17 protein-coding genes are annotated in these 24888 nt (G+C 70.7%); 7 read left to right on the plus strand and 10 right to left on the minus strand.

Annotated elements, in window-relative coordinates; translation table 11 throughout:
• Positions 1-4 precede the first annotated feature (4 nt).
• The 6 genes from K1T34_RS21450 (at position 5) to K1T34_RS21475 (ending at position 8821) form a co-directional block, all read left to right on the plus strand.
• On the plus strand, positions 5-2185 hold the full coding sequence (locus K1T34_RS21450) for a bi-domain-containing oxidoreductase (RefSeq protein WP_220246003.1): 2181 nt from the start codon (positions 5-7) through the stop codon (positions 2183-2185).
• Complete coding sequence (locus K1T34_RS21455) at positions 2185-4089, plus strand: alginate lyase family protein (protein ID WP_220246004.1); 1905 nt, start codon at positions 2185-2187, stop codon at positions 4087-4089. Before K1T34_RS21450 ends, K1T34_RS21455 begins: the two co-directional genes overlap by 1 nt.
• Before the next feature lie 174 nt (positions 4090-4263).
• Entirely contained in the window at positions 4264-5631 is a 1368-nt protein-coding gene (locus K1T34_RS21460) for a right-handed parallel beta-helix repeat-containing protein (RefSeq protein WP_255638778.1), read from the plus strand.
• 1 nt (position 5632) lies between these two features.
• Positions 5633-6877, plus strand: a complete 1245-nt coding sequence (locus K1T34_RS21465) for an O-antigen ligase family protein (protein WP_220246005.1) — start codon at positions 5633-5635, stop codon at positions 6875-6877.
• A complete protein-coding gene (locus tag K1T34_RS21470; protein ID WP_220246006.1) occupies positions 6874-8061 on the plus strand; it encodes a glycosyltransferase family 4 protein in 1188 nt (395 codons plus the stop codon). The genes K1T34_RS21465 and K1T34_RS21470 overlap by 4 nt, the downstream gene beginning before the upstream one ends.
• Positions 8062-8179: 118 nt before the next feature.
• The gene (locus K1T34_RS21475) at positions 8180-8821 is read left to right on the plus strand and encodes a phosphatase PAP2 family protein (protein WP_220246007.1); all 642 of its coding nucleotides are present in this window, start codon (positions 8180-8182) and stop codon (positions 8819-8821) included.
• Between the two features lie 11 nt (positions 8822-8832).
• Here K1T34_RS21475 and K1T34_RS21480 read toward each other — a convergent pair whose 3' ends face one another.
• The 3 genes from K1T34_RS21480 to K1T34_RS21490 form a co-directional block, all read right to left on the minus strand.
• Positions 8833-9435, minus strand: a complete 603-nt coding sequence (locus K1T34_RS21480) for a TetR/AcrR family transcriptional regulator C-terminal domain-containing protein (RefSeq protein WP_220246008.1) — start codon at positions 9433-9435, stop codon at positions 8833-8835.
• A gap of 29 nt (positions 9436-9464) precedes the next feature.
• Positions 9465-10916: a right-handed parallel beta-helix repeat-containing protein gene (locus K1T34_RS21485; protein WP_220246009.1), complete on the minus strand. Its 1452-nt coding sequence runs from the start codon at positions 10914-10916 to the stop codon at positions 9465-9467.
• A 141-nt stretch (positions 10917-11057) separates the two neighbouring features.
• Entirely contained in the window at positions 11058-16397 is a 5340-nt protein-coding gene (locus tag K1T34_RS21490; RefSeq protein ID WP_220246010.1) for an RHS repeat-associated core domain-containing protein, read from the minus strand.
• Between the two features lie 118 nt (positions 16398-16515).
• On the opposite strand from K1T34_RS21490, the gene K1T34_RS21495 reads away from it, so the two are divergent.
• The gene (locus K1T34_RS21495; protein WP_255638630.1) at positions 16516-17217 is read left to right on the plus strand and encodes a cyclopropane-fatty-acyl-phospholipid synthase family protein; all 702 of its coding nucleotides are present in this window, start codon (positions 16516-16518) and stop codon (positions 17215-17217) included.
• A gap of 1 nt (position 17218) precedes the next feature.
• Here the strand turns inward: K1T34_RS21495 and K1T34_RS21500 are convergent, their stop codons facing one another.
• From K1T34_RS21500 to K1T34_RS21530, 7 genes are read right to left on the minus strand one after another with little or no spacing between them, the layout of a single operon-like run.
• Positions 17219-18529 (minus strand): glutamate-1-semialdehyde 2,1-aminomutase, encoded by a 1311-nt coding sequence (locus tag K1T34_RS21500; RefSeq protein WP_220246011.1) that lies wholly within the window; start codon positions 18527-18529, stop codon positions 17219-17221.
• A 12-nt stretch (positions 18530-18541) separates the two neighbouring features.
• Complete coding sequence (gene rfbC, locus K1T34_RS21505) at positions 18542-19084, minus strand: dTDP-4-dehydrorhamnose 3,5-epimerase (RefSeq protein WP_220246012.1); 543 nt, start codon at positions 19082-19084, stop codon at positions 18542-18544.
• Complete coding sequence (locus K1T34_RS21510) at positions 19081-20265, minus strand: polysaccharide pyruvyl transferase family protein (protein WP_220246013.1); 1185 nt, start codon at positions 20263-20265, stop codon at positions 19081-19083. Before K1T34_RS21510 ends, rfbC begins: the two co-directional genes overlap by 4 nt.
• The gene (locus tag K1T34_RS21515; protein WP_220246014.1) at positions 20262-21215 is read right to left on the minus strand and encodes a glycosyltransferase family A protein; all 954 of its coding nucleotides are present in this window, start codon (positions 21213-21215) and stop codon (positions 20262-20264) included. The genes K1T34_RS21510 and K1T34_RS21515 overlap by 4 nt, the downstream gene beginning before the upstream one ends.
• Positions 21212-22558, minus strand: coding sequence for a hypothetical protein (locus tag K1T34_RS21520; RefSeq protein WP_255638779.1), 1347 nt, complete (start codon positions 22556-22558; stop codon positions 21212-21214). The genes K1T34_RS21515 and K1T34_RS21520 overlap by 4 nt, the downstream gene beginning before the upstream one ends.
• Positions 22559-22599: 41 nt before the next feature.
• Positions 22600-23865: a DUF4910 domain-containing protein gene (locus K1T34_RS21525; RefSeq protein WP_220246015.1), complete on the minus strand. Its 1266-nt coding sequence runs from the start codon at positions 23863-23865 to the stop codon at positions 22600-22602.
• On the minus strand, positions 23865-24887 hold the full coding sequence (locus K1T34_RS21530; RefSeq protein ID WP_220246016.1) for an NAD(P)-dependent oxidoreductase: 1023 nt from the start codon (positions 24885-24887) through the stop codon (positions 23865-23867). Before K1T34_RS21530 ends, K1T34_RS21525 begins: the two co-directional genes overlap by 1 nt.
• Position 24888: the final 1 nt, after the last annotated feature.

The raw sequence follows: 24888 nt of genomic DNA on the forward strand, positions 1-24888 counted from the left end.
TGCTGTGAAGCAGGTAGTGCAGAACTACAAGAGCGGGGAGCTGGCCCTCCTCGACGTCCCGGTCCCGGCGTGCAAGCCGGGTGGCGTGCTCGTGCGCACGGTGTACTCGCTGATCTCGACCGGCACCGAGATGATGAAGGTGTCCGAGGCGAGCATGTCGATGATCGGCAAGGCGCGCTCGCGGCCGGACCAGGTCGCCAAAGTCATGCAGAGCGTCGCCACCAACGGCCTCGCCGCCACCTACCGCAAGGTCACCAGCAAGCTCGACTCCTACACGCCGCTCGGCTACTCGCTGTCCGGCGTGGTTGTGGAGGTCGGTGCCGGGATCGACGACGTCGCGGTGGGCGACGTCGTGGCGTGCGCGGGCAACGAGCACGCGCTGCACTCCGAGCTCAACTGGGTGCCCAAGAACCTCTACGCGCGCGTGCCCGCAGGCCTCGAACCGCGCCACGCGGCGTTCGGCACGGTCGGCTCGATCGCGATGCAGGGCGTGCGCCGCGGCGAGCCGCAGCTCGGTGACCTCGCGCTGGTGATCGGGCTCGGCCTGATCGGGCAGCTCGTGGTGCAGCTGCTGGTCGCCTCCGGCGTACGCGTCGTCGGCGTGGACCCGGACCCGTCGCGGTGCGAACTGGCCGAGCGGCTCGGTGCGCTGACCTGCGCGCACCCGGGCTCGGGCACGGTGGACAACGCCGTCGCGGAGCTGTCCGGCGGCCACGGTGTGGACCAGGTTTACCTGGCCGCGGGTGGCGCCTCGAACGACCCGGTGGAGCTGGCCGCACGGCTCGCGCGCGACCGCGGCCGCGTGGTCGACATCGGCAAGATCTCGCTCAACCTGCCGTGGAACGCCTACTACGAGAAGGAACTCGACGTCCGCTTCTCGCGTTCGTACGGGCCGGGCCGCTACGACCCGGAGTACGAGCTCGAGGGCCGCGACTACCCGATCGGCTACGTGCGCTGGACCGAGCGCCGCAACATCGAGTGCTTCCTCGACCTGGCCGCGCGCGACAAGCTCGACGTCGAACCGCTGATCACGCACACCGCCGACTTCTCGACGGCCGTGGAGACGTACAAGTCGCTGCAGGACGGTGAGCTCAAGGCCGTCGCGGTGCTCTTCCAATACCCGGACGGCCCGGAAGGCGAAGCCGACCCGGTGGTCTCCTCGGTCGCGCTGCCCGCGGAGACGGGCACCCGCGCGACTCCGCGTGGCCGCCTGCGCGTCGGGTTCGTCGGTGCCGGCAACTACGCGTCGTCGATGCTGCTGCCGCACCTGGTCGCCCACGACCGCGTGGCACTGTCCGAAGTGGTCACCACGTCGGCGCTCTCGGGTGCCAACGCGAAGCGCAAGTTCGGCTTCGCTCGCGCCACCACGGACCTCGACGCGCTGCTCGCCGACGAGTCGGTGGACACGCTGTTCGTGGTGACGCGCCACAGCTCGCACGCCGAGCTCACCCGCCGCGCGTTGCTCGCCGGCAAGGCCGTTTTCGTGGAGAAGCCGCTGGCGCTGTCGGAGAAGGAGCTGCGCGGGATCGTCGAGGCCATCGAGGAGTCGGGCAACAACCGGCTGCAGGTCGGCTTCAACCGCCGCTTCGCGCCGCTGCTCAACGAGGCCAGGATGCAGTTCGGTCCCCGGTTGGGCCCGGCTTCGGTGCGCTACCTCGTGAACGCGGGCCGCCTGGAGTCCACCAGCTGGTACAACCAGGCCGACTCCGAGGGCTCCCGGTTCGTCGGCGAGGGCGGCCACTTCATCGACACGGTGAGCTGGTTCCTCGGCAGTGACCCGATCTCGGTCTACGCCACCGCGACCCCGGGCAACGACGACCTGCAGGTGCTGCTCCGCTACGCAGACGGCTCGACCGCGGCCATCAGCTACGTGACCAGCGGCTCCACGTCGTTCCAGAAGGAGACGCTGGAGGTACTGGCCGACGGCAAGGTGCTGAAGTTCGACGACTTCGCCCGCGCCTCGGTGTACGGCAAGAAGCGCTGGGCCAGCTCGCGCATCCCGAAGGGCCGCGACAAGGGCCAGAAGGCCGAGATCGACGCGTTCGTCACGGCGCTGACCACCGGCGTCGCGATGCCGATCGGTGTCGAGTCGCTGGTGAACACCACGCTGGCCACACTCGCCGTGAACCGCAGCCTCGAGACCGGCGCGCCGGTGCGGCTGGAGCCGAAAGAGGTGCTCGGCTGATGGATCCCGCCTGGTACCTGCGAAGACTTTCGGCCATGAGCCCGGCCGAGGTGGCCGGTCGTGCCACCGACGCGTTGCGTAAGCAGCAGTGGCGTGGGGTCGCGAAGCAGAAGGCCACGTGGCTGTCGCACCGCGCATTCGCGCGGCCGGCGAGCGTAGAAGGCGTGTCGGCCGAGGCGCGCGCCGAGCTGCTGGCCACGGCCGAGCGGCTGATGGACGGCCACGCCGAGTACTTCGGTGTGGAGCGCGCGGACCTCGTGACGCCGGACTGGTCGTTCGATCCGAAGACCGGCCGGCACGCGCCCTCCGACGCGTACTCCTTCGACATCGCCTACCGCAGCGAAGACGCGGTCGGCGACATCAAGCAGATCTGGGAGCCGTCGCGCCACCAGCACCTCACCGTGCTGGCCGCCGCGTACGCGCTGACCGGCGAAGACCGCTACGCCCACCGCGTGGCCGACCACCTGAAGTCCTGGTGGGCGGCCAACCCGCCGATGCGTGGCGTGCACTGGGTGAGCGGCATCGAGCTCGGCATCCGCCTGCTGTCGTGGGTCTGGGTGCGCCGGCTGCTCGACGGCTGGACCGGCGCGTCCGGTCTGTTCGAGGACAATCCCGAGGCACTGCACCAGATCTGGCACCACCAGCGCTGGCTCGCGGCGTTCCCGAGCCGGGGTTCGTCCGCGAACAACCACGTGATCGCCGAGGATGCCGGCCAGCTTGCGGCCGCGTGCGCGTTCGGCTGGTTCCCCGAGTCGCCCGCCTGGCGCGACGCGGCGCTGAAGTCGCTGGACACGCAGCTGCAGGCCAACACGTTCGCTTCCGGGCTCAACCGCGAGCTGGCCACGGAGTACCACGGCCTGGTCCTGGAACTGGGTCTCGCGGCCGCGCTGGAAGCCAGCCCGGTCGTGCCGGAGTCGACCTGGCTCGTGCTGCGCCGGATGTGCGACGCGCTGGCGTCCATTGTGGACTCCCACTTGCGGCCGCCGCGCCAGGGCGACGCCGACGACGGCTACGGCCTGATCGTCGACGGCACCGGCACCAGCCGCTGGGCTTCGCTGCTCGCCACCGGCGACGCGTTGTTCGGCCGGCAGGAGTGGTGGCCGAAGGTGCCGGTCGGCGACGTGCGCACCATGGTGTTCGCCTCGCTCGGCGGTGTCCCCGAGCTCACCGATCCGCGACCCCCGCGGCGGATAGACGACCTTTTCGACGCCGGCATGACGATCCTGCGCACCCCGGCCGAGAACACCGCCGAGCCGGAGATCTGGGTCCGCTGCGACGGCGGCCCCCACGGCTTCCTCGCCATCGCCGCCCACGCCCACGCGGACGCACTGGCGCTGGAGGTCCGCCACAACGGCGTCGACATCCTCGCCGACCCGGGCACCTACTGCTACCACGGCGAACCCGAGTGGCGCTCCTACTTCCGCTCGACGCTCGGCCACAACACGTTGCAGCTCGGCGACACCGACTCCTCGGCGTCCGGCGGGCCGTTCCTGTGGACCCGACACGCGCAGACCCGCACGCTCGCGGTCGGCCCGGTGCGCTGGCGCGCCGAGCAAGACGGCTACGCGCCGGCCGTGCACCGCCGCTGCGTGGAGCTCGAGGACCGGACGCTGACGATCCTCGACGAGGTCGACGGCGACCTGACGCTACCGGCGAAACTGGCCTTCCACCTCGGCCCGCTCGTCGAGGTCACCCTCGACGGCAGCACGGCGCGGCTGAGCTGGCCCGGCCACACGGCAACGTTGGCGCTGCCGCCGACGTTGACCTGGGCCGCGCACCGCGGCGAGACGAACCCGCCGCTCGGCTGGTACTCCGCAGGCTTCGGCCGGCGCGAACCGTCGACCACGCTGATCGGCACGGGTACGGCCGCGGAACCCTTGACCACCACGTTGAGTTTTCAATAGATCGAGAGGATCCACCCGGTGCGATCGACCAGCAGGCTTTTGCTGTTCCTGGGTCTGCTGTGCCCGCTCGTCCTCGCCGGGTGCACGAGCGCGCCCGACGACGACGCCGCGTCGAGCCAGGCCGCGGCGACGTCGGCGGCGCCATCCGGGCCGGTGGCGGCGGTGTGCGACAAGATGCCGCCCGGACCCGCCACCGCGCCCGCGGGCGCGCAGGCCGTGGCGGTGACCGACGACTTCGCCGCGAAGGTCCGCGACGCCGCGGCCGGCACCACGTTCTGGCTCGCGCCGGGCAGCCACCACCTCGGCGACGACCGGTTCGACCAGGTCCAGCCCAAGGACGGCGACGTCTTCATCGGCGGGCCGGGCGCGGTGCTCGACGGGCGCAAGATCAACCAGTACGCCTTCACCGGCCACGCCAAGAACGTGAAGATCACCAACCTCACCGTGCAGAACTTCGTCGCCCCGCGCGACGAAGGCGTGGTGAACCACGACTCCGGCGACGGCTGGGTGATCCAGCACGCCACCGTGCAGGACAACGACGGCGCCGGTCTGATGGCGGGCAACAAGCAGCAGGTGCTCGACAACTGCCTGCGCCGCAACGGCCAGTACGGCATGAACGCGTTCTCCGCCGACGACGACATCACCGGGCTGGTGGTGCGTGGCAACGAGATCACCGGCAACAACACCGGTGACTGGGAGAAGAAGATCGACGGCTGCGGCTGCACCGGCGGCATCAAGTTCTGGGCCGTCAACGGTGCCGACGTCGTCGGCAACTGGGTGCACGACAACCGCGGCACCGGCCTGTGGGCCGACACGAACGACAACGACTTCCTCATCGAGGGCAACCTCATCGAGAGCAACGACAGCGCGGCGATCATCTACGAGACCAGCTACAACGCCGTGATCCGCAACAACACGATCCGGCGCAACAACCTCGTCGACGGCCGCGACTACGCCGACCGCGGCGACTCGTTCCCGACCGCGACGATCTACATCTCCGAGTCCGGCGGCGAACCGCGCGTGAAGGCCCGCACGTCGAAGCTCGAGATCTACGGCAACGTGTTCGAGAACAACTGGAACGGCATCACCCTGTGGGAGAACGCCGACCGCTTCTGCAACAGCCCGGCCAACACTTCCAGCGGCGTCTGCACGAAGCTCCAGCCCGACACGGCCAAGTGCGCGGCGCCGGCGATCGCGCAGAAACCGCTGTACGACGACTGCCGCTGGAAGACCCAGCGCGTGGACATCCACAACAACCGCTTCACGCTGCAGCCCTCGGCGATCGGCTGCGAGGAGACGTGCGGGCGCATGGGCCTGCTGTCGAACTTCGGCACCTACCCGGACTGGTCGCCGTACAAGGGTGACGTGGTGCAGAACGCGATCACCTTCAAGCAGGGCAACAGCTGGCACGACAACGCGTACGTGGGGCCGTGGACGTTCATCGCCACGGACATGAGCCACGTCCTCGGCATCGGCGAGTGGGAGGGCGCGCCGTACAACCAGGACGCGCGCACGACGTACCAGCGCAACGGCGGAGGCTGACATGGCACTGCTGACGAGCATCCGGCAACCGACACCGGCGGAGACGGGCGAGCGGACCCCGAAGCTCGTCGGCGCCGCGTGGGCGCTGCTGATCCTCAACACGCTCGGGTCGACCGGCGCGGAGACCGTGATCCCGCTGCCGCGCGCAGTGAGCCAGATCGTGACCATGGGCGCGCTGATGACGGCGTTCGTGATCGCGCTGGCGCTGAACCCGCGGCTGAAGATCCGGCCGAGCGCGTACCTGCTGCTGCTCACGCTGCTGCTGGTCACGAGCACCGTCGCGAGCCTGCACCTGGAAGCCGGGTTCGGGTCGCTGTTCCGGTGCTTCCGCTTCGGGGTGTTCCTCGCGACGCTGTGGCTGCTCACGCGCTGGTGGAACGGGTCGTTCACGTTCGTGCGCCACCACATCAAGATGTTCAGCGCCGTGCTGGTGTCGGTGGCGATCGGGCTCGTGATCGCGCCGGGCAAGGCCATGCCGGAGAGCTACGGCGGCCGGCTCGCGGGCGCGGTGTGGCCGCTGACGCCGCCGCAGGTCGGGCAGTACGCGGCCGTGATCGCAGGTCTGGCGGCGCTGCTGTGGCTGGGCAAGCGCACGACGATGACGAGCGCGTTGATCGTGATCGTGCCCTCGCTGGGGCTGCTTCTGCTCTCGCACACGCGCACGGCGACGCTCGGTCTCGTGGCCGGTCTCGTGGTCGCGCTGCTGTCGCTGGCCATGACGAACTCCCGCGCGCGCAAGGTGTTCACCACGTTCGTGCTGGTGGCGGGCTTCTCCGTGGTGGTGCTCGGCGGGCTGCTGCAAGCGTGGTTCCTGCGCGGGCAGAGCGAGGAGAACTTCTCCAGCCTCACCGGCCGCGCGAAGGTGTGGGACGCGCTGCTGGCCGCGCCGCGCACGGTCAACGAGTACATCTTCGGCGTGGGGCTCACCGACAAGTCCTACGACGGCCTGCCGATCGACAACAGCTGGCTCGCCGTGTACCACGAGCAGGGGTTCACGGGCATCGCGATCGTCGCGTCGTTCCTGCTGGTGCTGGTCGCTGTGGCCGTGCTGCGGCCCCCGTCGCTGGCACGCGCGTGTGCGATCTTCCTGATCACGTACTGCATTTCCGCGTCCTACACCGAGGCCGGGCTCGGTGACGCGTCGCCGTACCTGCTGCACCTGGCGCTGGCCGCGTCGCTGCTGGCCCAGGGCACGGTGCGCGCCGCTTCCGACGAAGAGTTCATTCCGAAGGGGCAGCCCGCATGAAGGTGCTCGTGGTCCACAACCGCTACCGCTCGGAGCAGCCGAGCGGGGAGAACAACGTGGTCGACGCGGAGACGGCTTTGCTGGCGGCCGGCGGCGTTCGGGTTTCGTTGTTCGAGCGGCAGAGCGACGACATCGCTGCCATGTCCTTGCCCCGCAAGGCTTTGGTGCCGGTGCAGGTGCCGTGGAACCGTTCGGCGCGGGCTGAGCTGACGGCTCGGTTGCAGGTCGAGCGGCCGGATGTGGTGCACGTTCACAACACGTTCCCGCTCCTGTCGCCCTCGGTGCTGGCGGCGTGCGCGGACGCGCGGGTGCCGGTGGTGGCGACGCTGCACAACTACGGCATGGTCTGCCCGCCCGGCACGCTCTACCGCGACGGGCGGATCTGCACGGACTGCGTGGGTGGCGCGCCCGTTCCCGCCGTTCGGCACGGGTGTTACCGGGGCTCGCCCGCGGCGACGGTGCCGATGGCCGCGAACCTCCTGCTGAACCGCTCGCGGTGGCGCAGCGACGTGACGCGCTTCTTCTGCATCTCCGACGCCCAGCGGCGGTTGCTCGTGGACGCGGGGATGCCGGCTTCGCGGATGACGGTGAAGCACAACTTCGTGACCGACCCGGGCGTTCGGCGGGTGGGCGAGGGTTCCCACGTGCTGTTCCTCGGCCGGCTGACGGAGGAAAAGGGCGTGCCGCTGCTGATGGCGGCGTGGGACCTGCTCGGCGGTTCACTCGGCTTGCCGCTGGTGATCGCGGGCACCGGGCCGCTTTCGGACGACGTCGCCGCTTGGGCTTCTTCACGCTCGGACGTCTCGTACGTCGGGCTGCAAGACAAGGCGGCTTGCCGGCAGCTCACCGCCTCGGCGGCCGCGGTGGTCGCCCCTTCGGCGTGGCTGGAGGCATTCGGCCTCGTCGTGGTCGAGGCCATGGCCGCCGGCGTGCCGACCGTCGCGCCCGCCCACGGCGCCTTCGAAGAACTGATCTCCGACGGCGTCACCGGCGTCCTTCACGAGCCCGGCTCCGCTTCGGCACTGGCCGACGCCCTTCGCGACGTCCTCGCCGACCCCGAACGCAACCACAAGATGGGCGACGCCGCCCGCCGGCGCTACGACGAGGACTTCACCCCCGCCGTGGGTTTCCGGCGGTTGGTCGAGGGCTACGAGGCCACGATCGCCGCCTACCGCCCGGCTTGACACCGAGGTGACGAAAGCCGCCGTACGGTTCTCCTCGGCGGGTTGTCCGCTTGCTGCTCGGTCCGGTCAGGGTTCCGCGGGGTGAAAGGGCGCTCGGCTCGATGAGAGATTCCGCTCGATGAGATCCGCCGTCCGCGCGGCGCCGCCCGCGCTGCCGGTGTCCGTGCGCACGCCGGTGTTGGTCGTCGCCGGCCTGGGCTTGGTCGTGCTGGTGGTCCTCGCCGTCCTCTTCGCAGGGGAGTCGCAACCCACCGCGTTCGACACCCCGCTCCTGCCCGGCCCTGACCTGCTGCCGGACCCTTGGTGGTACCTCGCCACGGCCGTGGACTTCGTCGGGGAGCCGGCGGGCTCGGCGATCGTGATCGTGCTCATCACCGGCGGCGCGCTGCTCGCCCGCCGCCCCCGCACGGCCGTGCTCACCCTGGTGGGCTGTGGGCTCACGGTGGCGGTGACGTCGCTGCTCAAGCCCATCACCGGCCGCACCATCCACGGCCACTTCCTGTCCTACCCGAGCGGCCACACCGCCTTCGCGACCGCCCTGGCACTGATCGGCGCGTTCGTGCTGGCCGACCGCCTGCACCGCGCCGCCGCCATCACCCTGACGCTCACCCTCGCGCTCATCTGCGGCGCGCTGATGGCCTGGGCCGAAGTCGGCCTCGGCGCCCACTACCCGACCGACACCATCGGCGGCTTCGCGGCGGCGCTCGCCATCGTCCCGGCCACCGCGTTCGCGATCGACCGCGTCGCCGTGCGGCTTTAGGCCTGGGCTCCTCAAGCCTGCGCCGCTGCGAGCCGCACGCGGACGCCGTCGACGAACAGCTCCAGGCCGAACGCGAACCGAGCCTCGGGGGCGGCCTTGCGCACGCTGTCCATCGCGTGGTGCAGCCGATTGTCGGACCCGGCGTCGCGCGCCTGGTCGCCGGAGCGTTCAGCTTGCTCTTCGATCGTGTGGCCGAGCACGTAGTGCAGGAGCGCGAAGACGACCCAGCCAGCGCGTTCGATCGGCATGCCGGCGTCGGCGAGGGCGCGGAGGGCCGCCTCGCCGCCGCGGACGGTGTTCGGCTCCACGACGGAGGTGCCGGCGACCACCCGCGCCCCGTCGCGGTGCGCGAGCAGGGCGCCGCGTGCGCGGTGGGCCAGCTCGACCAGTTGCGCGTCCCATGGACCGTCATCGAACGGCGTCTCCGTGATCGCGGCCGTGATCCGGTCGGCCATCGCGCCGAGCAGCGCGTCCTTGTCCTTGAAAAGCCCGTGGATCGCGTCGGCCCGAACGCCGAGGCGGGCGCCGAGCTCGCGCATGGTCAGCCCGTCGAGTCCCTCGGCGTCGAGGAGTTCCAGCGCCGCCGTGACGACGTCCGTGCGCTTCAGCGGCATGTCACCAGTCTGCGCCTGAATCAACCGCGTCAGAACTTGCTGCCCTGATCCTGCCCGTACGGCCCCGCCTGCCACTGCTCCGGCGTCAGCACCCGGCTGGTGTCGTGGGCGACGAACATCCACGGACCCGAGTACGTGTTGTCGCTGAAGTGGTTGTTCTGGCCGAAGGTGATGGCCTGCTGCACCACGTCGCCCTTGTACGGGGACCAGTCGGGGTAGCTGCCGTAGTTGGACAGCACCGCCATGCGGCCGCAGAACTGCGTGCAGCCCAGGTGCGCCGGGTCGAAGGTGAACGTGTTGTCGTGCACCGTCACGTTCTGCGTCTTCCAGCGGCAGTCGTCGTACAGCGGCTTCTGCGCGATGCCCGGCGCGCTGCACTGGGCCTTCGTGGCGAACGGCGTGCAGTAGCCCGTGGACGTGTTGGCCGGGCTGTTGCAGAAGCGGTCGGCGTTCTCCCACAGGGCGACGCCGCCCCAGTTGTCCTCGAAGGTGTTGCCGCCGATGTCGATCTGGTGCGTGCGCGCGCCCAGGCCGGGTTCGCCGCCGGACTCGGAGAGGTAGATCGTGGCGACGGGGAAGTTGTCGCCCTTGGCGGCGCGGGCGCGGCCGGCGACGAGGCCGTTGCGGCGGAACACGTTGCCGCTGACGGTGAGGTTGTGGCTGATCTCGTAGAACAGCGCTTCGGCGTCGTTGTCCTCGATCACGTTGTCGCGCACGAGGAAGTCGTTGTCGTTGGTGTCGGCCCACAGACCGGGGCCGTGGTTGCCGTGGACCCAGTTGCCGGTGATGTCGGCGCCGTTCACGGCCCAGAACTTCACGCCGCCGCTGCAGCCGCAGCCCGGCGCCTTGGTCTCCCAGTCGTCGGTGTTGTTGCCGGTGATCTCGTTGCCCTCCAGCACGAGCCCGATGATGCCGTCGCCGGCGCGGTAGGCGTTCATGCCGTACTGGCCGTTGTCCTTCAGGCAGCTGCGGCGGACTTCCTGCCGGTCGCCCGCCATCAGCGCGGCGCCGCGGTTGTCCTCGATGGTGCTGTCCTCGATGACCCAGTGCGTGCCCGAGTCGTGGTTCACCACGCCCTGGTCCTGCGGCGCGGCGAAGCCCCGTACGGTGAGGCCGCGGATCGTCACGTCCTTGGCCTGCCCGGTGAACGCGGCCTGGTTGACGCCGCGGCCATCGAGGACGGCGCCCGGCGCGCCGAGGTAGGTGTCGCCGTCCTTGGGCTGGACCTGGCCGAACGCGTCGGTGCCGAGCGTGTGCGTGCCGGGCTTGAGCCAGAACGTGGTGCCCGCCGGGCTGTCCGATGTGCGCTGGGCGAGCTCGCTGTCGTGTGCCGGATCCACCACCACGGCCCCGGACGGCGCCGACGCGTACTCCGTCACCGTCGTGCCGCACACCGCGGCGGTCCCGGCCGAGGCCGTCGCTCCAGAAAGGCCGCTCGTCAGATATACGAGCCCCACCACGACGGCCACGGATCTACCCATGGCCCAACGCTACGGTCCGCCGGCGCCCCCGTAACTTCCCTGATGGGGTCCGCCGACTGCCCCGACGAGTGAATCTTCCTTGCCCGACAACACATTTCCGCGAAATTGCGCACTTGGTGGATCATTTCCGAAGTGGACTGATCAGCTCAGGTTCGTCGAACCGTCGATCCGCTGCAGCGTGCCACCCGGGCCGTCGCCCTTCACCTGCGGCACGCCGAGCAGGTCGCCGATCCCCGCCGACCTCGGCGGCAGGTCGACGCCACCGACGTTGACCGGTGCGGCACCGTTCCACGTGTGCGGTTTGCCGTGCGCCTCGCCGATCTCCATCACGTACTTGCCCGGGTTGGCCGTCTGGTGGTGCGCCACCGACTCAGCGCCGTAGGAGTTGAACATCGCGTGGCGCTGGAACAGCCCGGCGCCGCCGTCGAGGTCGCGCCGCGCGGGGTTGCCGCCGATGCCGATGACGTCGACGCCCTCCTTCTTCGCCGAGTCGATCACCTGGCCCACCAGCTTGCCGTTCGGGCTGGAGTCGAGGTACTTCTTCAGATCCGGGTGCATCTCGCTGCCGGGCGGGGAGTTGAGGTAGTCCTTGACCATGCCGTTGTGCGCGTCGTCGCGCAGGCTTTCCAGGTAGACCTTGTTGACGCCGTTGTTCTTCAGGTCGCCCATGTTGTCGCGCATCATCTCCAGGCCCGGGTGCTTGCCGTCGTGCTTGCCGCCGACGACCACGCCGTCGTACTTGTCCAGCAACGAGCCGGTGGCCTCGTGCTTGTCCATGACGGGGCGCAGCCGGTCGTCCACTTCCTGATCGCGGCCGGCGTCGCGGTGGTCCTGCTTGTTGTTCTCGGTCACCTGGTTCGCCGTGTGCTGGTCGCGCCGGTCCTGCTGCTCCCAGAAGTTCCTCGTGTTCGGGTCGTTGCGGCCCAGCGCATCGACGGCCTGCCGGTCCTTGGACACCGGTGAGACCAGGCCATCGCTGCGCGCTTGTTCGTGCAGCTTCCCGCCGAGCCCGCGGTTGTTCTCCACCATCGTCTGGGCGTCGCCGTTGAGCGTCAGGCGCTGCTTGTTCGGGTTCGGCACACCGGCCTTCTCCGCGATGTCGTTGAACTTCTGCTCGTCGCGGATCTTGTTCGGCGTCCGGCCGGTCTTGCCCGACTTGCGTGGTCCGCGCAGGTTCAGCGAGGGCCCGTCCGGCGTGCTGTGCGCCTGGTCGAACGACAGCTTGCACGGCGCCAGCCCGAGCGGGTCGGTCCAGCCGACCGGGTCGGCGACGTAGGCGTACGGGTTCGTCGCCGGCCTCAGGCCCGAGGGGTCGGGGCTGAGGTAGCGCGCCGCGGTCGGGTCGTAGTAGCGGTGGAAGTTGTAGTGCAGGCCGGTTTCGTCGTCGTGGTACTGCCCGGCGAAGCGCAGTGGCGTCGGCATCGGACCGGTCGCGGCGCCCCACGCGGTGAGCGTGCCGTGCCAGACCAGGCCCTGTTCGGCGTCGAGCAGCTCGGTCGGGGCGCCCGCGAGGTCGGTGACGACGCCGCGGAGGCTGTGGTCGCGCCATTCGCCGCTCGCCTGGTGCAGCACACGTTCGGTCTGCGTGAGCACGCGGCCGCTGCCGGGTTCGGTGTGCCAGACCAGGGCCCGCACGCCGTCGGTGACCTGCTCGGCGAGCTGCTCACCGTCCCAGGTGAACTCGGTGCGGGTGCGCAGGGTGCCGGCGGCGTCGAGGAGCTCCTTGGCGACGCGGCGGCCGAGCGCGTCGTAGCGGTAGCGCCAGTGGTGGCCGGCCGGGGTGTGCACGGCGACGAGCCGCTCGTGACCGTCCCACTCGTACCGCCATTCGTTGCCTTGGGCGGTCCGGCGCAGCACGAGCTTGCCGTCGGGGTCGTACTCGTACTCCGCGGTGTCGTCGCGCTTGAGCAGGCTGCCGGCGTACACGCGGTTGCCGGGCTGCACGAGGTTGCCCGCCGCGTCGTAGCCGTAGGTCTCGCGGCTCGCCGGGGCCTCGACGGCCAGCGGACGGCCGATCGGGTCCAGCCGTAGCTGCCGCCGCCCGGTCAGCGCGTCGTCGACCGCGGTCACGGTGTCGTCGTGGCGGTAGTGCAGGGAGCGCTGCTGCAGCGGCCGACCGTTCACGAGGGTCTGCGTCACGAGCCGGTCGCGCGCGTCCCAGGCCTGGCGCAGCCGCACGTTCCCCAGCCGCCGCTCGACCTCGCGGCCTTCGAGGTCACGCACGGAGGTGAGCTCGCGGCCCGCGGTGAGCAGCGCGATCGGCCGGCCCGCCGCGTCGTGGCGCCATTCGGCGTGGGCGCCGGTCGGCGTCGTGCGCGAGGTGCGGCGGCCCGAAGCGTCGAAAGTGGACGACAGCACGCGGCCGTTCACCGACTCCTCGACCAGGCGGCCGGCGGGGTCGTAGGTGCGACGCAGGTCCGTGTCCTCGTTGACGGCCCGGACGAGCCGGCCGGCGAGGTCGTACTCGTAGGTGGCGACGGCGCCGTCGGCGTCCAGCCGCACGATGCGGCCCACCGCGTCGTAGCCGAAGCGCAGCACGCGGCCGCCGGCCGAGGTCTGCTCGACCAGCCGGCCCGCCGCGTCGTAGCGGAAGGCGCGGCGGCGGCCGTCGTAGTCGGTGTCGGCCGCGAGCCGGCCGGCGGCGTCGTACTCGTAGCGCCACCGCGCGCCCAGCTCGTTGCGCACGCCCGTGACGCGGGTTTCGGTGTCGTAGCTCAGTTCCACGCGCGAGCCGTCGACCGCGGTCACGGCGACGGGCCGGTCGAACCCGGAGTAGTCCGTGCGCGAGACGGTGGTGGCTTCGCGGGTTTCGCGGAGGTTGCCTTCGCCGTCGTGACGGTAGGACACGCTCGTGCCGTCCGGGCGGGTGACGCTCAGCGGCTCGCCCTCGACGGTCCACGCGGTGCGCGTGACCGCGCCCAGTGCGGTGGTTTCGGCGGCGGGGCGGCCGAAGCGGTCGAACACCGTGCGCTGCGTCGCGCCGACGGCGTCGGTCACCGCGACCGGGAGACCCGCGGCGTCGTACTCGTAGCGCGTCACCTCGCCGAGCGGCCCGGTCACGGTGGCGGGCAGCCCCGGCCGCGCGTACTCGAAGCGCGTGCGCGCGCCGAGTGGGTCGACGGCCGCCGCGATGTCACCGTCCTCTGTGTACTCCCGCAGCCACACCGCGCCGTCGGCTTCGACGACCTTCACCGGGCGGTGCTCGTCGTCGTACTCGGCCGTGGTGCGGGAGCCGTCGGCCGCGACGATCTCCACGAGATCGCCGGCCTCGTCGTACTGGTTGCGGGTGGTGGCGCCGAGCGCGTCGGTGCTCGAGAGCAGCCGGTCGCGGTCGTCCCACTCCATGCGCGTGGTGAAGCCGAGCGGGTCGGTCACCGCCACGACCTGGAACGCGTCGTTGAGGTCGAACACCGTGGTGGCGCCGAGCGAGTCGACGGCCGTGGTGCGGCGCGGGTCATATGCGAGGCCGTAGCGCAGATCGCCGTCGCGGCCTTCGGCGCGTACGCAGCGGCCCTGCGCGTCGTAGGAGTAGCGGTACCACATGCCGTTGCGGTCTTCCCAGCTCGCGAGCCGGCCCTCGGCGTCGTAGCCGAAGCGCAGCGGCAGGTCCGAGGAGTTGCGGACCTCGGCCAGGTTCGCGCGCTCGTCGTAGGCGTAGCGCACGAGGACGACCGGCGCGCCGCCGCTGAGCAGCGTCAACTCGGTGACGTGGCCGCCGTCGGTGGTCACGCCGACGTGGTGGCCCGCCGAGTGCGTGAGGTCGGTCAGCGTGCCCGCGTCGTCGTAGGACAGGCGGAAGTGCTGGTCGCCGGTCATCGTGCTCACCGTGACCAGGCGCCCGGTCGCGCCGGAGAACAGCAGCGCGCGGCCGCGGTCGGGCTGGGTGAGCACGTAGGAGCCGTCGATGGCGCGCGTCAGCGGCCACGCGGGGCCGGTCACCGGCAGCACCTCGCCGCCGACCACGGGCTTCGGGTACTCGAGGAAGGTGCCGTCTTCGGCCGCGAAGTGCACGGCGTCGCCGTCGGCTTCGAGCCGCTGGTCGAGCGTCGAGGCCCACGACGCGCCGAAGGCCCGCCCGATCCGGTACGACGACAGGTGCGTGCGCGAGAGGACCAGCGGCAGCGCGGCGTCCAGCCGGACGTCCTCCTGCGTGAGCATGACCCGGCCCGTGGAGACGTCGATGGGGTCACCGCAGGCGAGGCGGTCGGCCGTCGGAGTGTCGTTCGAGCGCGGGGTGGTGTTGGTGTCCTTGATCGAGCTCTGTGCGGAGGTGGTGTCCTTGCCGCCCCCCTTGCCACCACCCGTGCCACCACCGTTGCCACCGCCGGGCAGGCCGCGGTCGGCCGGCGGCGGGTCGAGCGGCGGCGGGCTGTTCTTGGCCGGCGGCGGGGTGTCGCCGGCGCTGGACGCGCTCGTGGAGTCGTTCGTCTTCGGCGGCGGGTCGTTCTTGAGCGGCGGCGGGGTGCCGCCCGCGCCGGACGCGCTGGTCGAGTCGTCCGTCTTCGCGGCCGGCGGCGGGTCGTTCTTCAGCGGCGGCGGAGTGTCCCCGGCGCTGGACGCCGTCGTCGAGTCATCGTTCTTCGTCGGCGAGGGAGTGTCGTGCTTGGGCGGCGGCGTGTAGCCCGACGCCGTCGTGCTGTCGCCCCCGCCCTTCGGCGGCGTCTTCACGTCGGGCGCCTTCGGCGGCGCGTCGACGGTCTTCGGCTTCGGGGGCGCCGAGATCTTGCCGCCCTTGAGCCCCTTCAACGCCTTGCCCGCGTCCTCGAACAGCGTCCCCGCCTTCTTCAGCAGCGGGATCAACGCCTTGAGCGCCTTGACCAGCTTCGTCACGACGTCGGTGATCTTCGACGCGGTCTTCGCGACGGCGTTGATGACCTGCGGCACCACCCACGTCAACCCGATCCCGAGCGTGAACACCACCTGCAACGCCCAGCTGATCATGTGCCCGATCAGGTCGGCGATGATGTCGCGCACCAGCGCCCGCACCGCGCCGACGACCTCGCCGGCCGTCTTCACACCGCTGGCCGCGCCTTCGGTGCCCTTCTGCGCACTTCCCAGCAGAGACGCCAGATCCTGGCTGCGCTGGCGGTACGCGTCCGCCGCGGATCCCGTCCACGACTGCAGGTCCGCCTGCACCATGTCCTGCAGGTCCGAGGCCACGGCCTCCAGCTCACCCGCGACGTTCTTCCACGTCTCCGACTGCGCCGCGATCTGGTCCGCGTTGCCGGTCAGTCCGTTGAGCGCTTCCTTGAGCGGCCCGACGTGCTCCATCAGCCAGCCGACGCCCGCCGCGAGGATCGCGCCGAACGGGTCCATGGCCATCGACAGCGCGTCGAGCGCCGTCCCGACCGCCCCCATCGCCACCGACGCCCAGTCACCGGTCTCGATCGCCGTCTTCAGGTCGTTGGCGTCTTCAAGCAGCGTGATGCCCGAATACGCCTTCGTCGAGTCCTGGGTCGGCGCGATCAAGGGATTGCTCATGAATGAGACACGGTGCCAGAAACCCCTGCGGTTCACCTCCCGTTCAACCGAGATGTCGATCACTCCGGCCGCGGAAAACCACGTGACACCCGTAGGCCCGGCAGCGAGGCTGTCGCCCGTGCCCGACGACTTCACGCTCTCCCGCCGCTCCGCGATGCGCTGGAACGCCCCGCTCGACGAAACCCACGCCGCCTTGCTGCTCGACCGCCTCGATGTCACCGACGGCACCGTCGTCGACCTCGGCGCCGGCTGGGGTGAGCTGCTGATCCGCGCGGTCGACGGCACGGCCGCGCGCGGCATCGCCGTGGACACCGACGAGGTGGCGATCGAACGCGGCCGCCGCGCGGCGAAGGAACGCGGCGCCCAGGTCGAGTTCGTCGAGCAGGACGCCGCCGCCTGGCAGGGCCGGGCCGACCGCGCGCTCTGCATCGGCGCGTCCCACGCCTTCGGCGGCACCCGCCAGGCCCTGGCCGCCCTCGCCGACGTCACCGACCACCTGCTCTACGGCGACGGCTGCTGGTCAGCCGACCCGACGCCCGCCGCTCGCGAAATCTTCGGCGACGACGTCCTCCCGCTGCCCGGCCTCCTCGAAGCCTGCCGCGACACGGGCTGGCGCGTGCTCCACCTGAGCACCGCCGACCAGCGCGAGTGGGACGACTTCGAGTCCACCTCCCGCGCCGGCCGGCTTCGGTGGCTGCTCGCAAACCCCGACGACCCACGCGCCGCCGAGACGCGCGAGTGGCTCGACACCCGCGAACGCGAGTACGTCACCGCCTACCGGGGTGTGCTGGGATTCGCCTACCTGGTGCTCGTCAAGTAACTCAGGCCTTGCGGCGGAACACCGGTTTCACCGGCCGTCCGCCGAGCCACGGCGACGGGTCGCCCGCGTCCAGCGCCTTGCGGTAGACCACGCAGGCCCCGGCCACCGCCTCGACGGTGTGGTCGATGTCGGCGTCCGTCAGGGCCGCGCTGACCACGAACGACGGGCCCAGCACGCCGCCCGTCAAGAGCTGGCGCAGGAACAGCGTGCGGTAGTCCTGAGACGGCGCGCCGGACGCGTCGAGCGTGCCGAAGACCAGGTTGCTGTCACGGCCACGCACCACCACGTGGTCGGCCACGTCGTGCGCCGCGGCCACCTCGCGCACACCGGCGGCCAGCCGCGCGCCCAGCGCGTGCAGGCGCGCGGTGACGTCCTCGGCCTCGTAGGTGTCCATCACGGCCATCGCCGCGGCGAGCGAGTGCGTCTCGGCGCCGTGGGTCGTGGACAGGAGGAACACGCGCTCGCGCGGGTCGCGCAGGCCGCCGAGCTCCATGAACTCGCGCTTGCCGGCCAGGGCCGACACGGCGAAGCCGTTGCCGAGCGCCTTGCCGAACGTGGACAGGTCCGGCGTGACGCCGAACAGCCCCTGCGCGCCGTGCTCGGAGAAGCGGAAGCCGGTGATCATCTCGTCGAAGACCAGCAGCGCGCCGTAGCGGTGGGCGAGGTCGCGCAGACCCGCGAGGTACCCGGAGGGCGGGTCCTGCTGCGTCGCGGCTTCCAGGATCAGGCACGCGACCTGCCCGTCGTGCTGCTGCAGCAGGGCCTCGGTCGCCGCGAGGTCGCCGTACGGGAACCGCACCGTCAGGTCCGTGATCTCACCCGGGATGCCGGCGGGCATGGCCGTGGTGCCGATGAACCAGTCGTCGGTGGAGAAGAACGCGTGGTCGGCGCACAACGCGACCAGCGGCCGCCCCGTCACGCCACGCGCGAGCCGCACGGCGGCCGTCGTCGCGTCGGAGCCGTTCTTGGTGAACTTGACCATGTCCGCGGTCGGCACGTTCTCGAGGAACCGCTCCGCGGCCTCGGCTTCCACAATGGACGGACGCGTGAAGTTGCTGCCCCGCTCGATCTCGCGGCGCACGGCTTCGGTCACGCGCGGATGGGCGTGCCCGAGGCTCACCGAGCGCAGGCCCGAGCCGTACTCCACGTACTCGTTGCCGTCGACGTCCCACACGTGCGCGCCGCGGCCGTGGGAGATCACGGGCGCGAGGTGCTCGGGGTACTGGTCCTCACCCTTGGCGTAGGTGTGCGCGCCGCCGGGGATCACCCGGTGCAGCCGCTCGTTCGCGGCACGGGAGCGGGGCAGGTCCATTGTGGTCACCTTCTAGGTCTGCAGCGCCTCAGCCAGCGAGGGCGCGGTCTTGTCGCGTTCGGACATCAGCGTGGGCGGCAGCGGCCACGGAATCGCGAGTTCGGGATCGTTGTAGGCGATACTGACGTCTTCGTCCGGATTGTGCACGCGATCGATGCGATACGAGACGTCAGCGATATCGGAAAGTGCTTGAAAGCCGTGCGCGCACCCGGCCGGGATGTAAATGCTCACCTGCGTGTCGCCGGAAAGCCGGAACGTTTCCATGGCCCGGAAAGTCGGCGACTCCGGCCGCAGGTCCACGACCACGTCGAACACCTCGCCGAACGAACACCGGACCAGTTTCGCCTCACCGGCGCCCGAGCGCAGATGCATCGCCCGCACGACGCCCCGCACCGACCGCGACACGCTGTCCTGCACGAACGCGTCCGGGTCGATGCCGACGGACCGCGCGACGTCCGCGTCGAAGGTGCGCGAGAAGAACCCGCGCTCGTCGCGGTGCGGGGTCGGCTGGAAGAGGATCAGGCCGGAGATCGCCGGCACGGGAATGGCTTTCATCGGGCCTCCGAAACGGGGAAGAGCGTGGACGAGAGCACGGCGAACTGGGATTTCAGACGTTGCTTGTTGTCCTCGTTGCGTTCGTCCAGCGTCGCTTTCAGTTCCGAGGCGCGGCTTTCCAGCTCCTCGAACTGCGCGATCAGCCGCGGCACGTCCACCGACCGCGCTTCCTGGCAGAACTCGCCGAGGCCCATTTCCGCCATCAGCACGTCGTTCTTCTTCGCGTAACCGATCGCGACAGTCGGTTTCCCGGCCTTCAGCGCGCACAGCACGTTGTGATAGCGAGTGGCCACCACCGTGCCCACGCCGGCCATCGCGGTCATCAGCTCGCCCAGCGACCCCGGCGGCTCGGCCGTGACCAGCGGTGAGTCCACCGCGGCCACGATCTCGTCCACCACAGCGAGGTCGGCGCGGTCGCCGATGAACAGCCGCACCGGCCGGCCGTCGGCCACGAGGTACCGCACGAACTCCGTCAGGGAATCCACATAGGACCGGTAGATCTCCTCGCCCCGCGACCGGTCCTCGTTCCCGCCGTAGTAGGCCATCACGCCGACGCCCACGGCCCGGGGATCTTCGTCCGCGACCGGCGTCGGCAACGCGAACGCGAGGTCCGGGTACACGCCGTCACCCGCGGTCCGCACGCCCATGCCCGCCATGGCCGAACGCGACAGCTCGTCGCGGTAGGACCGGTACGCGGCGAGCTGCGCCGCCTGCCGCACCAGGAACCGCGTGGCCGGCATGCTGATCCGGTCCGCGCCCACGCTGACCAGCGCCACCTTCGTGCCGAACAGCCGCCCCAGCAGCGAAAGCAGGAACAACGCGTAGGGGAAACCCCACGGCCGTAACGGGAGCGTCGCCTCCAGCACCCCCATGCCCGGCACGATCACCACGTTCTGGCGGCGCACCCAGAGCGCCGTGCGCACCACGTCGACGAGCTTGCCCAGCGCCTTCGTGGCGATCGCGCGTACGCCGGCCGCCGTGCGGTACTCGTCGGAGTACCAGTTCAGCCGGACCGCGGGCACGCCGTAGCGGGCCTGCACGACCTCCGGTCCGCCGCAGAACGCCGTCACCGCGGCGTCCGGGTGTTCCGCGCGCAGGAAACCGAGCACGGCTTCCAGCGACCCGTCGTTGCCGAGGTTGCCCGAGCCCAGGAGCCCGAACACACCGACGCGTGTGGTCACGAAACCCGCCGTTCGCGTCCGGCCACCACGAGGTCGACGGTCATCGACAGCTCGTCGGCCGCCACCGGTGCGCGGTCCTCGACTCGCTCCCCGCCGCCGCCCGGGCGCGCCCGGCTCGAGAACCACTCGACCAGCGCGAGGTAGCACGCGCGGCGTTCGCGCGAAGACAGCGGCGCCGTGCGGATACCGTGCACGTAACCCCACACGTATTCGGCCAGCAACCGCGCCGTCGGGTTCGTGACCGGGTTGCCGCGCTTGGGATCGAGGTTCGCGCACCGCGAGCGCTTGCTCGGGTTCGCACGCTCGGCGCGGTCCGGGTGGTCGCGGCGGAAGTACAGCAGCTCCGGCACCTGGTGGAACGGCCCGTGCAACGCCAGCTCGGCCACGTAGGTGCGGTCGGCGTGGTGGTAGCTGTCCATCGGCGTGACTCGGCGCAGCACGTCGGTGCGCATCACGCCGTAGAAGTCGTCGCCGCCGGGTTCGAACAGCAGGCTCTTGAACCGCGTCGACGGCCGCGGCGCGTCGGTCTTGTGCACGTACTCCAGCGGCACGGTCACCGCGCCGTTCCCATCGATGATCGCCTGGTGCGAGTGCGCCACGATGACCTCGGGCCGCTCGTCGAGCACCGCGATGCACTTGGCCAGCAGCTCGCGCCCGTAGAGGTCGTCGTGCGAGGCCCACTTGAACAGCTCGCCGCGCGCCATGTCGAGCAGCACGTTGTGGTTCGGCGTCGCGCCGACGTTGCGGGCCTGGCGCACGTAGCGAATGCGCGAGTCCTTCACCGCGTACTGGCGGCAGATCTCTTCGGTGCCGTCGGCCGACGCGTTGTCGGAGATGACCAGTTCGAAGTCCTCGTACGTCTGACCGAGCAAGGCGTCGAGCGCCTCGCCCAGGAACTCCTCGCCGTTGTACACGGGCAGACCGATGGTCAGCCGGGGAACCGTGCTCATCCCGTTCTCATTTCTGTCATTCCGTCTGACGCCGAATGAAGCTCTTCATGGCTGAACGAACCCGACACCGGGTGGAACTCGAGGGAATGCTCGCCGGTGCGCTGCGCCGGTGCGGTGGGCAGGTTGTCGGCGATGGCGAAGTGGTCACGCAGCGCGATCCGCAGCTGCCACCACCACACGGCCGAACCGGTGATCGTCGCGATCGCGACGCCCCACTCCGACCCGGCCGCACCACCGAGCGCGGCGCCGATCAGGCCGAACACGACGTAGAACACCGAAGCGATCAGCTGCGAACGCAAGCTGCGCTTCGCCGTGCCGAGCGCCCGCAGACCCGCCGTCGCGCCCGTCGTGAAGCTCGCGCCGACCACCGCGAACGTGACCGGCAGGATCAGCAGCGACGAGGTGTCCCACAGCGAACCGAGCACGAACCGCCCGGCCTCGGCCGGGATGAGCAGCAGCAACCCGAGGCCCCACGCCAGCGCGGCCGCGGCCTGCACGCCGCCGAGGACCACGCAGAAGTGCCACAGCCGGTGCGGCGAGCGCTGCAGCACCCGCGCGCCCTCCGCTACCGTGACCAGCGAAAGCCCCATCAGCAACGCGAGGAACGGCCCGAGCAGCTGCTCGGCGCCGCGCACCGTGCCGACCGCGGCGAGGCCGGCAACCGCGCCCAGCCCATACGCGCGCAGCTGCGAAGACCCGCTGTTGCTCACGTTTTCCAGCAGGTAGCGCACGCCCAGCTCACGGTGGTCGCGCAGCCACGAGCGCACCCCGCCCAGCCGCGGCAGCACGCTCGTCTGCACCCACCCGAACGCCGCCGCGACACCGGCCGAACAGCCCCAGGCCAGCAGGAACGCGACCACGGTGCCGTACCGCGCACCGATCACCAGCGCCGGGAACAGCGCCACGGCCTGGATCCCGTCGTTCACGAACGCCTTCTGCCCGGTGCCCGCGGCGAAGAACCCGAACCGCCACGAGTCCTGCACCAGCAGGAACGGCAGCACCACACCGAGCGCCACGAACGCGCCGCCGAGCGAACCGCCCACGAGAAGTCCGAAAAGGACACTCACGATCCCGCTCGCGACACCGACGAGCAGCGCCGTGCCCACGGCCTGGCCGAGCGCCTCGCGCCAGCGCGACTTGGCGCCACCGGAGAACCGCACCATCAGCGGGTCGGTGGCCAGGCCGCGTGAGACGTTGAGGATCACGCCGTAGGTGACCCACGCGATGCTGAACAGGCCGAACGCCGCCGCGCCCAGAGACCGCGCGACGTAGAGGCCCACGACGAAGTTGGTCAGGCTCGACACGGCCTGGTCGCCCAGGCCCCAGCTCAGCCGCCCCGCCATGGCGCGGACGGCCCGCGAACGCAGGATCCCGGGCACCGGGCTCACTCCTTGAGCAGGCCGGCGACCTGCAGTGCCTGGGCCGCGGTGGCCACGGCGCCGAACGGCAGGCCCGCGCGTTCGGCGATGTCGAGGAGGCTGTGCTCGCCGTCGGAGTAGGACAGCACCCAGAGCATCGCCAGCTGCGCTTCCTTGGCGTCGCTGCGGCCGCCGAGCGAGTCGTACAGCCCGCGCTTGCCGAGCTGCGGCTCGCCGTAGGGGCTGAGGTTCACGTAGCGGCGGTTGCGCTCCAGCACGGAGAACGCAGTCTGCAGCGTGTCGAGCGTGTCCTCCATGGCTTCCGGCGAAACGAAGGCCGGGTTGTCGGCCGACGTGTGGTACTCCGGGTAGCCCGCGTACGGCGTGCGCGTCAGGGATCCGACGCCGAGGTTGAAGCCGGGGGAGCAGAACTGCCGCTCGTCGTAGCCGTAGGGCGAGAACTCGCGGATCTCGTGCGGCTTGTCCTTGAGCACGTGGGCCATCACGCGGTCGATGTCCGCGTCACCGCGGCGGCTGCGCTTGTACGTGAGCGAGCCGCGGTCACCCGCGCAGGCCAGCACCACGCCGTGTTTCACGCGGTCGACGTGCTCAACGTTGCGCGCGAGCCACGTGATCGCGCCGATCGTGCCCGGCATGAACAGGAAGCGGTACGTGAAGTGCGGCTTCTCGACAGCCAGCTCCTGCGCCAGCGACACGGCCACCGCGATGCCCGCGAGGTTGTCGTTGGCCAGCGACGGGTGGCAGACGTGGCACGACACGATCACCTCGTCACTCACCTCGCCGGGCACGACGTGCTCGCCGTAGGTGAGCGAGCCGTCGGCCAGCGTCGAGTCGATCTTCACGTGGTAATCGCCCTCGGGCAACGCGTCGAGCACGTCCTGCGCGACGCAGAAACCCCAGGTGAGCGAGTAGTAGCTGGTGCGGTAGGGGACCCAGGAGGGGCTTTCGGGCAGCGTGTGCAGGCGCCCGCGCAGCTCGGCGAGGCTCATCGTCTCGTCCACCGGCACGCTGTAACCGACCACGTGCAGGTTCGACTCGCGGAAGTCGATCACGCGCCGGCCGGAGGCATCCGCGACGTACGCGTCGCGGATGTTCCACTCCTGCGGCACGGTCCAGTCCAGCACCTGCGTGCCGGTGGGCACCTCGTGCACCCGCAGGTCCAGGTGCTCACCGACGATCGCCAGCGTCTGCCGGACGCCGTCCCCCGTGATGCTGCGGCAGAGCGGGTACAGCCGCTCCACCAGCGCGTGCATCTCGCCCCCCGTGAGCATCAGCGCTGCCGCAGCGTGTCGTCGACGGCCCCCTCGGCCTGCCGGTCGGACAGCCAGTTGAGCCGCGTGAAGCGGCGCTCGAACTGCTGCTTGGTGAGCTCGTAGGCGCGGTAGGCGTCGATCAGCTGCAGCGCGCCGTCCTTCACCCCCCACTCGCACTCGAAGCCCGGGATCGCCTCGCGGAAGCGCGAGAAGTCCACGCGGTACGAGCGCGGGTCGGCACCGGCCTCGCCGGTGATCCGCAGCTTGGAGCCCGGCACGGCCTCCACGACCTCCTGCGCGATCTCCGCCACCGTCACGTTGTTGCGCTCGGTGCCGATGTTGAACGCCTTGTTGTGCACGGCCTCGCGCGGCGCGTCGAGCGCGGCGGTGAAGGCGCGGGCGATGTCACGCGCGTGGACCAGCGGCCGCCACGGCGTGCCGTCGGACAGCACGAGCACCTCGCCCGAGAGGTAGGCGTGGCCGACGAGATTGTTGAGCACGATGTCCGCGCGTAGCCGCGGCGAGAAGCCGAACGCGGTGGCGTTGCGCATGTACACCGGCGTGAAGTCGTCGTCCGCGAGCTTGGAAACCTCGTCCTCCACACGCACCTTCGACTCGGCGTACGGCGTGACCGGCCGCAGCGGCGCGTCCTCGTCGACCAGGCCGCTGCCGCCCGAGGCGCCGTAGACCGAGCAGGTGGACGCGTAGAGGTACCAGCCGGCGCCGGCGTCCTTGGCCAGCTGCGCGAGCCGGACCGACGCGTGGTGGTTGATGTCGTAGGTGAGCTCCGGCGCGAGCGAGCCCAGCGGGTCGTTCGACAGCGCGGCCAGGTGGATCACCGCGTCGAAGCCCTCGAGGTGCTCGGGCCGCACGTCGCGCAGGTCCACGTTGATCGTCGGCAGGTCCTTCGGTGCCGGGCCCAGCAGGCAGCTCGCGAAGAGCCCCGAGTCGAGGCCGACGACGTCGTGCCCGGCTTCGGTGAGCACCGGCGCCATCACCGTGCCGAGGTATCCCGTGTGCCCGGTCAGCAACACCCGCATG

This window comes from Amycolatopsis sp. DSM 110486, assembly GCF_019468465.1.
Classification (GTDB): Bacteria; Actinomycetota; Actinomycetes; order Mycobacteriales; family Pseudonocardiaceae; genus Amycolatopsis.